8 protein-coding genes are annotated in these 13,257 nt (G+C 62.9%); 3 read left to right on the top strand and 5 right to left on the bottom strand.

All coding sequences use genetic code 11. From position 1 onward, the window contains the following. Window positions 1-177: 177 nt before the first annotated feature. Window positions 178-1,005: a formate dehydrogenase accessory sulfurtransferase FdhD gene (gene fdhD, locus CO667_RS08975; protein ID WP_097618031.1), complete on the top strand. Its 828-nt coding sequence runs from the start codon at window positions 178-180 to the stop codon at window positions 1,003-1,005. After that, complete coding sequence (locus tag CO667_RS08980) at window positions 995-1,240, top strand: formate dehydrogenase subunit delta (RefSeq protein WP_097618032.1); 246 nt, start codon at window positions 995-997, stop codon at window positions 1,238-1,240. The genes fdhD and CO667_RS08980 overlap by 11 nt, the downstream gene beginning before the upstream one ends. Window positions 1,241-1,273: 33 nt before the next feature. On the opposite strand, the gene CO667_RS08985 is transcribed toward CO667_RS08980, so the two are convergent. The 4 genes from CO667_RS08985 to rocF form a co-directional block, all read right to left on the bottom strand. Then, complete coding sequence (locus CO667_RS08985) at window positions 1,274-3,046, bottom strand: PAS domain-containing methyl-accepting chemotaxis protein (RefSeq protein WP_097618033.1); 1,773 nt, start codon at window positions 3,044-3,046, stop codon at window positions 1,274-1,276. A gap of 279 nt (window positions 3,047-3,325) precedes the next feature. Next, window positions 3,326-3,802 (bottom strand): chemotaxis protein CheW, encoded by a 477-nt coding sequence (locus CO667_RS08990; protein ID WP_088677608.1) that lies wholly within the window; start codon window positions 3,800-3,802, stop codon window positions 3,326-3,328. 197 nt (window positions 3,803-3,999) lie between these two features. After that, on the bottom strand, window positions 4,000-5,199 hold the full coding sequence (gene rocD, locus CO667_RS08995) for an ornithine--oxo-acid transaminase (RefSeq protein ID WP_097618105.1): 1,200 nt from the start codon (window positions 5,197-5,199) through the stop codon (window positions 4,000-4,002). A gap of 27 nt (window positions 5,200-5,226) precedes the next feature. Next, a complete protein-coding gene (rocF, locus tag CO667_RS09000) occupies window positions 5,227-6,162 on the bottom strand; it encodes an arginase (protein ID WP_097618034.1) in 936 nt (311 codons plus the stop codon). A gap of 123 nt (window positions 6,163-6,285) precedes the next feature. On the opposite strand from rocF, the gene CO667_RS09005 reads away from it, so the two are divergent. After that, window positions 6,286-6,723, top strand: coding sequence for an Lrp/AsnC family transcriptional regulator (locus CO667_RS09005; protein WP_179874097.1), 438 nt, complete (start codon window positions 6,286-6,288; stop codon window positions 6,721-6,723). A 47-nt stretch (window positions 6,724-6,770) separates the two neighbouring features. Here the strand turns inward: CO667_RS09005 and CO667_RS09010 are convergent, their stop codons facing one another. Further along, entirely contained in the window at window positions 6,771-13,193 is a 6,423-nt protein-coding gene (locus CO667_RS09010) for a translocation/assembly module TamB domain-containing protein (protein WP_097618035.1), read from the bottom strand. Window positions 13,194-13,257 lie beyond the last annotated feature (64 nt).

Genomic DNA, 13,257 nt, shown 5'->3' on the forward strand with positions numbered 1-13,257 from the left:
CCTCGGGGGTCCGAAGGACGGGTCGAGACCTGTGGCTCGACCCCGGTTGGTGCCCGAAGGGCGGATGAGGGGGCGGTTCGGCAAAAGCGAACTTGCTTTGGCTCGATCGTTGGCGGCTCACGTTTACGTACCCACACACCGAACTGCGGAGGAGGGTATCTTTCATCCTGTTGCCGCATGGTAGATTTCCCCACCACCGCCCATGCCCCGGAAACCGCCCGCCGCAATGGCCTGATGCACAGCGGTTCACGCATCGTGCCGGAAGAAGTGCCGATTGCCTTTTCCTATGGCGGCAGCTCTCATGCGGTGATGATGGCGACGCCCGCAGATCTTGAAGATTTTGCCGTCGGCTTCAGCCTGACCGAAGGGATCATCACCGAGCGGGCAGAGATATCGGGCATCGAGGTCGTCGCGGGTGAGCAGGGGATCGATGTGCAGGTAAGCCTTGTCGACGATGTCGCCGATCGGCTGCGGGCACGCCGCCGCAGCATGGCGGGGCCGGTCGGCTGCGGGCTCTGCGGCATCGAATCGATCGAGCAGGCGGTGCGGCCGGTGCCCGATGTCTCGGCATCGCCGCTCTCGCTGTCGCATGCGGATATCGTGCGGGCCGTTTCGCTTTTGAACGAGGCGCAGCCGCTGCATCGCGAGACGCGGGCGGTGCATGGCGCCGGGTTCTATCTTCCCGGCGGAGGATTGATGGCCGTGCGCGAAGATGTCGGCCGGCACAATGCGCTGGACAAGCTCTGCGGCGCCGTCATCGTTTCCGGCGAAACAGGCGAGGACGGCGCCGTCGTCGTCACCAGCCGGCTTTCGGTCGAGATGGTGCAGAAGGCAGCGATCCTCGGCAGCCCGGTGCTCATCGCCATTTCAGCGCCGACGGCGCTGGCCATCCGCACGGCCGAAGAGGCCGGCATGACGCTCGTCGCTTTGGTGCGCGGCGAGGATTTCGAGATTTTCACCCACCCGCACCGCATCTCGCCCGGAAACATCGCCGATGTCGCATGATACCAAGACCAAGCTCGTCTACATGGCAAACCAGATCGCCACCTTCTTCAAGAGCCAGCCGGCAAGCGAGGCCGTGGAGGGGGTTGCCAACCATATCAACAAATTCTGGGAGCCGCGCATGCGGCGGCAATTGTTCGAAATTCTGGAGACGGAGGAGAACGGCCTGGATGCGCTGGTGCTGCAGGCCGCTCCTCTGATCCGAAAGCCGGAGCCGGCAACAAACCAAGTCCGGTAATCAGGATCGGCGCATGCGGGGGGAAGACGGAGATCAGAACTCTTCCCAGCTCTGGACTGTCGCTGCCGCAGCGCCATGCGCCTTTGCGACACGTGAGACGAGGTGCAGCGCCGGGGAGCCAGCCTGTCTCGTCTCATGTCGCGCCTCCGACCGGCCAGCGGTCTGAGGTTGGCCCGGCAGCCGGAACCTCGTCAGCAGCACACGCAGCGTCTCGGCTTCCCTGGCAAGACTGTGGCTGGCGGCGGTGCTCTCCTCGACCATGGCGGCATTCTGCTGGGTTGCCTGATCCAGCGTGTTGACCGCCTGGTTGATTTCCTTGAGGCCGGTTGCCTGTTCCCTGGAGGCTTCGACGATGGCAGCGACGTTGCCGTCGATATCGCCGACCTGTGCGACGATCTCCTTGAGCGCCTTGCCGGTCTGGCCGACGAGGCCGACGCCATTCTTGACGAGGTTGCTCGACGTATTGATCAGTGCCTTGATTTCCTTGGCCGCCTTGGCGGAACGCTGGGCAAGCTCTCTGACCTCCTGGGCGACCACGGCGAAACCCTTGCCGGCTTCGCCGGCGCGGGCCGCTTCGACGCCGGCATTCAGCGCCAGAAGGTTGGTCTGGAAGGCAATTTCGTCGATGACGCCGATAATATTGGTGATCTCGAGCGAGGACTGCTCGATCTGGTCCATGGCGGCGACGGCGTTGCGGACCACGACACCGGACTGTTCGGCGCCCAGCTTGGTCATGGCGACGAGGCGGCCCGCCTCATCGGCCCGGCGGCCGGAATCGTTGACGGTGGTGGTGATTTCCTCCAGCGCGGCTGCGGTCTCCTCGATCGATGCGGCCTGCTGTTCGGTCCGCTTGGAGAAGGAATCGGCCGATCCGCCGATCTCGCTCGAGCCGGCGGCGATCGCACTGGCATTCTCGCCGATCGTCTTCATCGTCTCGGCGAGACCTTTGACCGCGGTGTTGAAATCGTGGCGCAACTGTTCCATCGACGGGACGAAGGACGTATCCACCGTCCTCGTCAGATCACCTTCGGAAAGCTGCCGCAGTGCGCCGCCGAGCAGGGAAATCGCGCTCATGCGCTGGGTGACGTCGGTTGCGAACTTCACGACCTTGTAGACCTTCCCGTCGGCATCGACGATCGGGTTGTAAGCCGCCTGAATCCAGATTTCGCGGCCGCCCTTGCCGAAACGGACGAATTCGTTGGCGATGAATTCGCCATCGGCGAGGCGCCGCCAGAAGCCGCCATAATCCTCGGTGCTGACATATGCCGGATCGCAGAAGATGCTGTGATGCTTGCCGGTAATCTCGACCAGGGAATATCCCATGGCGTGGCAGAAATTTTCGTTTGCGGTCAGGATCTCGCCCTTCGGGGTGAATTCGATCACCGCCTGCGAACGCGAGATCGCCTCCAGCTTGCCGGAATCCTCGACCGCCTGCTTCTTGGCGGCGGTGATATCGGCGGCGAATTTCACTACCTTGAACGGCTTTCCGCCCTTTGAAACGGGATTGTAGGACGCCTGGATCCATATCTCCCGGTTGCCCTTGGCGAAACGTTTATAAGCGCCGGCATCATATTCGCCGCGGCCGAGGCGGGCCCAGAAGGCGCGATATTGCGGGGTCGCCGTATAGGCCGGCTCGCAGAACATGCTGTGATGTTTGCCGATGATCTCGTTCAGGCGATAACCCAGCGCGTTACAGAAATTCGCGTTCGCAGTGAGGATATTTCCATCGAGATCGAATTCGATGATCGCCTGCGATTTGGAGATGGCGTCAAGAATGTATTTCGAATCGGAGGTTAGACCAAACATTCCTGTCCCCTTGAGATACACAGCGTTTGCCGTTTCGGCTGGAGAAGCGAGAGGGCGGGCGAGGTATGCCGGTGCCGGGAAGAACCGGTGGCCGGTTATCGTTCCCTCTGCGCCGGATTTGTCATCCGTATGCTTCCCCACCATGCTGAGGGAACGTGGTTAATATTACGTATAAAAGCGATTGCTAATAATATGGTGTTGATACAGCAAGTTTGCTTGAGGCGACAATAAAAAACCGCCCGGTGGGGCGGCTTTGAAGTTGCGAATGATAACGGCCGATCAGGCCGCCAGTTCATCCGTCTCGTTTTCCTTGAACATCTTGGCAAGGTTCAGGAAGCAGATCATGCCGTTTTCGGAAGCGATGATGCCTTCGCAATAGGCGCGGTCGAAGGAGGCGGTCACTTCAGGCACCGGCTGGACCTGGCTGGACGAAATGGTGAGAATATCGGAGACGCGGTCGACGAGCATGCCGATGACCATGCTATGAACTTCGGCGACGACAATGGCGCTGCGCTCGTTGGCGACGGTGCTCTTCATGCCGAGCTTGTAGGCGAGGTCGATGATCGGGATCACTGAGCCGCGCAGGTTCATGACGCCGATGACGTCAGCCGGCGAATGCGGGATCGGCGTCGAGGGCGCCCAGCCGCGGATTTCGCGGATGGTCGTGGTCTTGACGCAGAATTCCTGATCATGCAGGCGGAAGGCAATGATTTCGAGCGTATCGCCGCTGAAGCTAGTGGAATTGATCGTGGCCATAGAATTCTTCCCAACTGTCGTAAGCCAAAGCAGAAGCGGGTGCGCCACCATTGGCGCTGACGAGCCTTGCCTTCACACCACGCCGATGGCTTTGCGCTCGGCGAAGCATCGTTACGGTTACGACGACATTAGCGAAAGAGTGTTGCCCAAATCTAAATCGGAAGCGGGATTGCGAAGGTTTTCAGCCCCGTTTTACTTCAGCCTATGGTCTTTTCGATCTGCGAGACGGCCCAGTCCACCTGTTCTCTCGTGATGACCAATGGCGGAGCGAGGCGAATCGTGTGGTCGTGGGTATCCTTGGCGAGAAGGCCGCGCTCCTTCAGGCCATGGCAATATTGCCGCGCGCCGCCGGCTTCGGGCTCCAGCTCGATCGCCATCATCAGGCCGCGGCCGCGCACCTCCCTGACGATATTGGAGCGGATCGACCTCAAGCCTTCGAGGAAATAGTCGCCCATGACGGCGGCGTTCTCGATCATTCCCTCCTCAACGAGCACCTTGAGGGCCGCGCGCGCCACCGCGCAGGCGAGCGGATTGCCGCCGAAGGTCGAGCCGTGCTGGCCGGGCTTCAGCACGCCGAGGACCTCGGAATTGGAAAGCACGGCCGATACGGGGTAGAAGCCGCCTGATAGTGCCTTGCCGATCAGTGTCACATCGGCCTCGATGCCTTCGTGCTCCTCGGCGAGCAGCTTGCCGGTGCGGCCGAGGCCGGTCTGGATCTCGTCGAGGATCAGGGTGACGTTGTTATCAGTGCAGAGTTCGCGGATGCGGGTGAAATAGCCCGCCGGCGGGATGACGACGCCGGCTTCGCCCTGGATCGGCTCGATCAGGGCAGCCACCGTATTGCCGTTGATCGCTGCTTCGAATGCCTCGGCATCGCCGAAGGGAACGGTGAGGAAACCCGGCGTATAGGGGCCGAAGCCGGTGCAAGCGTCGGGATCGGTGGAGAAGCTGATGATGCTCAGCGTCCGGCCGTGGAAATTGTCGGCGCAGACGATGATCTCCGCCTTGCCTTCCGGCACGCCCTTGACCTCATATCCCCATTTGCGCACCGCCTTGATGGCGGTCTCCACCGCTTCGGCGCCTGAGTTCATCGGCAGGATCTTGTGCGAGCCGGTGAGCGCCGCGAGCTCTTCATAGAGATAGGCGAGCTGATCGTTGCGGAAGGCGCGCGAGGTGAGCGTCAGCCTGCCCGCCTGCTCGACCATGGCGGCAAGGATCTTCGGATGACAATGGCCCTGGTTGACGGCGGAATAGGCCGAGAGGCAATCAAGATAACGATTGCCGTCGGTATCCCAGACATGAACACCTTCGCCGCGCGTCAGCACCACGTCGAGCGGCTTGTAATTGTTGGCGCCGAGCCGCTGTTCCGTGGCGATCAGTTTTTCCGAAGTGTTCATGGCCATTCTCTCCCTTTATGTCGCCTTTTATGCCGCGCGTGTCGGACGATCGAAGATGCGGCGGCCGAAGAGGCTTGCCGTCAGCTCCACCAGGATACGGGCGCTCTTGCCGCGATCGTCGAGAAACGGATTGAGCTCGACGAGATCGAGCGACGAGACCAGGCCGCTGTCCGAAAGCATTTCCATCACCAGATGTGCCTCGCGGAAGGTCGCGCCGCCAGGCACCGTCGTGCCGACACCGGGGGCAATCTCGGGGTCGAGGAAATCAAGGTCGAGGCTGACATGCAGCAACCCGTTCGCCTTGGTGACGACATCGAGGATCTCACGCATGATGGCGCCGATGCCCTGCTCGTCGATCGCGCGCATATCGAAGACGTTGACGCCGTGTTCATGGATTTCCTCACGCTCGCGCGCATCGACCGAGCGAATGCCGACCTGGAAGACATTCTTCGGATCGACGAACGGACGGTCTTTCGGCAGGATCTCGGCGAACTCAGCCTCGCCGCAGAAGAAGGCGACGGGCATGCCGTGAATATTGCCGGAGGGCGAGGTGGCCGGGGAATTGAAATCGGCATGGGCGTCGAGCCAGAGCACGAAAAGCGGGCGGTCTTTGCTGGCGGCATAGCGGGCCATGCCGGAGACGCTGCCCATGGAAAGGCTGTGGTCGCCGCCAAGAATCAGCGGGAAACGGCCGGAGGCGGCGACATCATGGACGCTGTTTTCGAGGGCGCGCGTGAAGGCGCCGACGATCCTCAGATTATGGGCTTTCGGATGGTTCGGCAGGTCCATTGCCGGCACGATCCTGAGATCGCCGAGATCGGCGACGTCATGGCCAAGCTCGATCAACGTCTGGTCGACGCCGGCGATACGCAGCGCCGCCGGACCCATGGCGGCCCCTCTGCGGCCGGAGCCTTCTTCCAGCGGCGCGCCGATGAGGGTGACAGATCGCGATTGGGCATTCATGTGGAGGGCTCCGTGTTGAGGCCTGTTTCGGCCGATAGTGGGATAAAGGGCTGGCGGCAAAAAGATGGAAAAGTGCCAGAAATGGATTATGATTGCGCAAATTGATAAACCTATTTTGACAAAGTGATCGGCGTGGATGATCTCGATACCGAACTTCTGAGTGCACTTCGCCACAATGCCCGGATATCCGTCTCCTCGCTGGCGGCGCTGACGGGCGCGTCGCGGGCAACGGTTGCCGCCCGGATCGACCGGCTGGTCGCCAGCGGCACCATCGTCGGCTTCACCATCCGCACCAGCCATGAGACACGGTCGGCCGGCGTGCGCGCCATCGTCATGATCGAAGTGCTCGGTAAGCTCGCCGACCGGGTGGCCGACCAGCTGCGGGGCCTGCCGCAGGTGCGCGCGCTCCACAGCACCAACGGCAAATGGGATTTCGTCGCCGAGCTCGAGGATCGCGACCTTGCCTCCTTCGACGAGACGCTGCGCCGCATCCGGCTGATCAACGGCATCAATTCGACCGAGACCAATATCCTTCTCAAGACAAGCAAGACAGGTTTCTAAGCCGGCTCAAGGTTGATGCCGATCGTTCAAAGCCGCTGCGACGGGTATCAGTATTCCCGCTCGTAAACGATGCCCGCTTCGCCCTCACCGTTACCCCCGGCCGCACCGCGCAGCTTGACGCCGCGGCCGACGTCGAGGTTGATCACCGCCTTGGCGCCGGCTGAGCCGCCCTGCTGCAATTCGAAATAGGTGCGGTCGTTGAGATAGCGGCCGACGCTGACGCTCGTCTGGCCCTTGGAATCTGTGCTGATGTCGAGATCGTCGACGCCGAGCTGGTTGCGCAGGCCTTCGAAAAGCGAGGTGGAGCGGTTGCCCGCCAGCTGGCTGACGGCATCGGCGAGCTGAGCGATCTGCACCGGCGAGAGCTTCGACATCGACTGGCCGAAGATCAGTTGCGCTAGCACCTCGTCCTGCGGCAGTTGCGGCGAGGAGGAGAAGGTGATGGCGGGGTCGGTGGCGAGGCCCGCGACATCGACGGTCAGCGTCGTCGAGCCGGAGGCTGAGGTCGCTTCCATGTCGAGCGCCGGCGTCAGGTCGCCGGCAAAGGTGATCCGGCTCTTGTCGGTGAAATCCATACGGCGGTTGAGAATGGTCAGGCGCCCGCGACGCATGGTGAAACCGCCGGTCACGATGGGTGCCGCCGCCGTTCCGCGGATCGTCACACGGCCGCCGAGCTCGGCATCGATGCCGCGGCCGCGCACGAAGATATGCGAGGGCGCGTCGATTTCGAGATCGAGCGTGATCGTCGAGGACTTCTCGCCGGGTTTCCGCTCGCCGTCGTCTCGGAGCTGCGCAAGCACCGCTCGCGGCGCATTCTTGTGCCGAATGTCGATTTCACTGAGCGAGGTCGGCAATTTTTCCGGCACGGTAATCGAGGTCTTGTCCAGCCGAAGCTTGCCGCTCAGCGTCGCGCTCATGATCGGCCCGCGCAGGCCCAGCGTTCCGTTGACTGTGGAAACGACAAGGGTTCCGTCGACATAGACCGCCTTGTCGAGCTTGAGCGAAATGTCGGCGGGAAAGCCGCCGGCCGGCTGGATGCCGATGGTGCCGCTCGCCGAGATCGTGCCGCCGCCGCCGAGAGTGCCGTTGAGGCGCGATATCACGGCCTGGCTGCCATTGAAGGTCACTGCCGCGGTAAGATTGTTGACGGCAAGATTGCGCCGGACGTCGACGAGCTTCGCGCCTGAGGTCGAGACAGTGCCGTTGATGACGGGGACTGCGGCCGTTCCGCCGATCTGCAGGTTGACGGTGGCGACGCCGTCGGCGACGAGGCCCTGTTCGGCAAGCGGGGCGCCGAGCACGGCGAAGGGAAGATTGCCGTTGAAGCGCATGTCGATGGCGCGGTTGCCTGTGATCACCACGCTGCCGCCGCCCTTCAGCGACATGCCGGCGTCGCCGGCAAGGCTGGTATCGACGGTCAGTTTGTTGCCGGCAAGCTTGCCCGAGGCGCCGATGGTGAGCGGCGAAAGGCCGGCGCCCTTCGTCTGGCTCGTCGCCGCATTCTTCCAGTCGACCTTGAAGTCGACGGACGGCGCCGATAGCGCGCCAGTGGCCTTTGCGGTCGCCGAGACCGCGCCCTCGGCGCCAAGACCGGGAACAAAGCCATTGGCGAGGCTGGCCGGGACGTTGGTGGCGTTCGCCGTGACGTCGACCGAGCGGATCGAGGTGCCGGCGATCGAAAGATTGCCGGCGGCTTTCAGCGCAATGCCGCCGCCACCGCTGAGATCGGCATCGAAATCGAGCCTGTCGCCGGCGTATTTTCCCGTCGCCGCCAGTGCCAGCCGGGAAAGGCCGGCCGCCTTGGTGTGGCTGGTCGCGGCATCCTTCCAGTCGAGCTTGAAATCGACGATCGGATTTGCCGGTGTTCCCGACGTCACGGCGTTTGCCGAAAGCGTGCCCTCGGCACCGAGACCGGGAACGAAGGCATTGGCGATATTGGCCGGCAGCGCCGGGATATCGGCATTGATCGAAAGGTCCCGGATCGCCGTTCCCGCGATGGTGACGCCGCCCTTCGCCTTGGCTAATACGCCGTCCTTGCCGGCGAGATTGGCGTCGAAATCGACCCGGTCATTGGCGAACTTGCCGGATGCCGCGGCACTCAGACCCGAAAGGCCGCTGCTCCTGGTCTGGGCGGTGGCGGCATTCCTCCAGTCGAGCTTGAAATCGACGGCCGGCTTTGGAAGCGCTCCAGACGCGGATGCCGTTCCCGAGACGGTGCCCTCTGCGGCAAGACCGGGGACGAAGCCGTTGGCGAGGCCGGCGGGCAAATTGGAAAGATCGGCCTTGACGTCAAGGGTTTTAACCGAGGTGCCCGATATCGCAACGTTGCCGGCGGCCTTCAGCGACAGACCGTCCTTGCCGGCGAGATTGCCGTCGAAGTCGAGCCGGTTGTCGGCGAAGCGGCCGGATGCGGCAAGCGCCAGACCTGAGAGATGGGCGCTTCTGGTCTGGCTGGTTGCAGCATCCGTCCAGTCGAGCTTGAAGTCGGCTTTCGGTGCGGCGGGTGTTCCGGCGGCCGACACAGTGCCCGATATCGTGCCGCCGGCCGCCAGATCCGGAACGAAGGCATTGGCGAGCGCGGCCGGAACCTTGGCGATCTCGGCATCGACCTTGATGTTTTCGATCGTCGTGCCGGCGAGGGCGACATTGCCCGTGCCCTTCAGCGAGAGGCCTTCGTCGCCGCTGGCCGCCGCGTTGAAATCAAGCTTGTTGTCGGCAAATTTTCCCGATGCGGTCAGACCGAGAGCGGCAAGGCCGGCACGTTTCGTATGGCTGGTCGCAGCGTTTTTCCAATCGAGGTCGAAATTGGCGGTCGGAGCGGCAAGCGAGCCTGTGGCCGAGACCGTTCCGGAGATCGCGCCTTCGGCGGCGAGATCGGCGACGAAGCTGTTTGCGATATTCGCCGGGATATTTGCCAGCGTGGCATCGACGGTGACATTGCCGATCGTCGTGCCGGTGATGGCGACATTGCCGTTTGTTTTCAGCGACAGGCTGTTGGCGCCTGATATCGCCGTGTCGAAATCGAGCTTGTTGTCGGCGAATTTTCCTGATGCCTTGACGGCGAGGCCGGCAAGGCCGGCGCGTTTCGTCTGGCTCGTCGCAGCGTTTTTCCAATCCAGATCGAAATTGGCAGTGGGAACAGCGAGCGAGCCGGAGGCCGCTACCCTTCCTGAGATCGCGCCTTCGGCGGCGAGATCGGGGACGAAGCTGTTTGCGATGCTTGCCGGAACATTTGCCAGCGCGGCGTCGACCTTGACGTTGCCGATCATCGTGCCGGTGATGGCGACATTGCCGTTTGCTTTCAGCGAGAGGCTGTTGGCGCCTGATATGGCCGTGTCGAAATCGAGCTTGTTGTCGGTGAATTTTCCGGATGCCTTCAGGCCAAGATTCGCAAGGCCGGCGCGTTTCGTCTGACCCGTCGCGGCATTCTTCCAATCGAGATCGAAATTGGCCGTGGGCGCAGTGAGAGAACCGGAGGCCACCACTTTTCCTGTAATCGTGCCTTCGGCAGCGAGATCGGCAACGAAACCATTGGCGATGCGGGCGGGCAGGTTGAGGATATCGGCATCGACATCCAGCACCGGTGCCTTGGGGTCGGCAAGCGCGACATTGCCGGCGGCCTTCAGCGACAGGCCGTCCTCACTGGCGACCGTGGTGTCGAAATCGAGTTTGTTGTCGGCAAATTTGCCGCCGGCGGCAATACCGAGCGGCGCCAGCCCGGCGCCCTTGGTCTGGCCGGTTGTCGCATCCTTCCAGTCGAGCTTGAAGTCGGCCACGGGTGCCGCCGGCGTTCCGGTCACGGCAATCGTTCCGGAGATCGTGCCGCCGGCGGAAAGGTTCGGCACGAAACCATTGGCGAGGGCTGCCGGCAGTTCGTGGATGTCGGCATTAAGCCTCAGCGTCTCGCCGGCGGAACCGGTGACGCTCACCGAGCCGGTGCCGGTCTTCAGCGTCAATCCGTTCAGGGTGGCGGCACCGCCGCTGATCGTGACCTCAGTTGGTGCGGCCAGTTCGACCGGGATGTTGCGGGGGCTTGCCGAGAAGCGGTCGAGGTTTACCGCGATCGTGCCGCCTGGCGCCTGGATATTGCCGGCGGCCAGCACCGGATGGCCGTCATAGGCGGCACTAAGATCGAAATCGGTCTGGTTCTGCTGCTTGGTGAAACCGAGCGAAAGGCCGGCGAGCCTGTTTTCTCCGGCAGTCACCTCGTCGGCCTTGACCGTGCCGTTTGCCGCAAGGGCGCTGAGATCGCTGACCGTGACATCGAAATCCGGCTTGACGATCGCAAGCCTATCGCGGCGGATCGAGCCGCCCGATGCAAGCAGCTTGAGTGCAATCCTGCCGCTGTCGCTCTCGACACCCAGCGAACCCTTGAGATCGCCCTCAATCTTTTGTCCGCCGAGTGCGGCGAGGAGGCCGACATTGGGGAAGTCGAAGGTCAGTGCGCCTGTCGGTTCCAGGGCGGGTGAGAATTCCAGATTGCCGGTCAGCCGGTTGCCGCCGATATCGGCGGTCAGCGCCGGAATGCTCGTCTTGCCGTCCTCGGAGCGGATGTCGCCGTTGATGCCGATCGGCTGGCCGTCGATCGTGCCGGTGGCGGCGATCCTGCCTTGCGGCGCCTTGGGGTCGGCGACACCCGACAGGTCGATATTGAGGTTGCCGAGCACGCGGTCGGCCATCTCAAGGCTGGCAGCCTTGAGATTGGCCGTCACGGAAATTGCCGGGATCTCGCCGCCAAGTCTCAACGCATAAGCCGCCCCGCCACTGGCGCCTGTGACGAGTTTGCCGATGTCAGGCAGCCGGCCGGAGAGGTCGGCATTCAACATCTGGCCGTCGAGCGCGACGTTGCCGGCGGCTTCCAGCGTGCCAGATTTCAGGACGAGGTTGGACAGCGCGAATTTCGACGGGATGGTGCCGACCACCTGGCTTTCGAGCGAGATCGGTCCGTCGAACCTGCCTGTAACCGCGGCCGGCAGGGCTGCCGGTTCGACGGTGAGCTTGAGGTTGCCGGTCAGCGCCTGGTCTGCCAGCCGATAGGAGCCGTTGAGGCCGCCGTTGATATTGGCGCTTTCGACCGTGGTGCCGTTGAAGCCGATGCTGCCGGGCGAGATTTGCAGCGGCGAAGCGATCGTGACCGGCCCCTGGACGGCGCGGTTGAGGTTCGGGTCTGCAAAGGTCATGTCGCCGGCAACCAGGCGCAGCTGGACGCTGCCGGAACGGGCGGCGAGATTGAAGGCGTCGCTCTTTGCCGTCAGTTTGATGTTGCCGATATTGGCCTGCGGCAGGGTTGCGGTGTCGAGCGAGCCGCTGACGTTCAGTCGGGCGGTCTGCGCATCGCCTGTTAGTGCCAGGTTGAGGCCTGATATCAGGAAGCGGGCTTCGCCTTCGGCGAGCGGCCAGCGGAAATCGACGGGCCCGGAGGTGCCGAGCAGATTGGCGTTCAGGCTGTTGTTGCCGGCCGGATCGAGCGTGCCGGACGCGGCGATCACGACGCTGCCGGTGGCAATATTGCCGGTCTGGATATCGATCTTGCCGTGGTCGTCGAAGGTGGTGGCAAGATCGATATTGGTCTGGCCGGCAAAAAGCGGCCGGAATGCCGATGGCAGCAGCGAACTCAGGTCACCGCCGCCCTTGAGGTCGAGGTGGTGCAGTCCGTCTGCGGTGATCTGATGCCGGGTCTCGATTGCGGCACGCTGCTGCCCGTCGAGGGCGGCTTGCAATTTGCCTTTCCAATCGGATATCGGCCCCTGGCCGTCGAGATCGATGTTGACGGCGGGACTGTCCGGCAGGCCGAGAAAGCCGGCGACCAGCCCGCCCTTCGGCTCGGAAAGCTGCGCTTTCACCCGCAGCCGGTTTTCGGCCGGCGCGTAAGCGATGTCGGCGGCAAGCCGCGCATCCGGCACCGCGTGACGGCTGACATTGACGATCGCCTCGCCGCCATCGCCGTTTGCCGAAAGGCTGCCTTCGGCGGCGAGCGCGAAGGCGCGCCCGGCAAAGGGTTCGGCAAGTTTGATATCTGGCAGCGCGACACGGTCGATGTCGATCTTGATCGGAAGAGTAAAGCCGCCGGAATTTTCTGCTCCGGGCCGCGAGGGCAGGGTGCGGACCGGTTTGCGCAGCACGTCGATCGCCTCGATCTCGAAGCGTTTGGCGTGGAAGGTTCCGGTCAGCAGCGCCAGCGGGTTCCAGTCGATCGCGATGCCGTGAACTTCCGCAAACACGCCCCTGGTATCGGAGATGGTGATTTCGGCGGCGCGAAGCCCGCCGGTCAAAAGACCTTGCGGTTCACGCACTTCGATCGTCATGTCGCGATTGGAAAGCGTGGAGGCTATCTTTTCGGTGACGATCCGGGCGCCGAAGGCGGTGAAGCCGAAAATCGCAAGTGCCGCGACAGCGAGAATCAACGCGGCGCCGGCGACATAGCCGGTGAGCCGTATGACCCAGGTGACGATTTTTGCCAGCATTTGCATCGGTGCGGACACTACCCCGTTTTCATGACGGCCACAGATCGAAAAACACAGCTGAACGGCAATT

The sequence above is a fragment of the Rhizobium sp. L43 genome, from assembly GCF_002531725.1.
Taxonomy (GTDB): Bacteria; Pseudomonadota; Alphaproteobacteria; order Rhizobiales; family Rhizobiaceae; genus Rhizobium.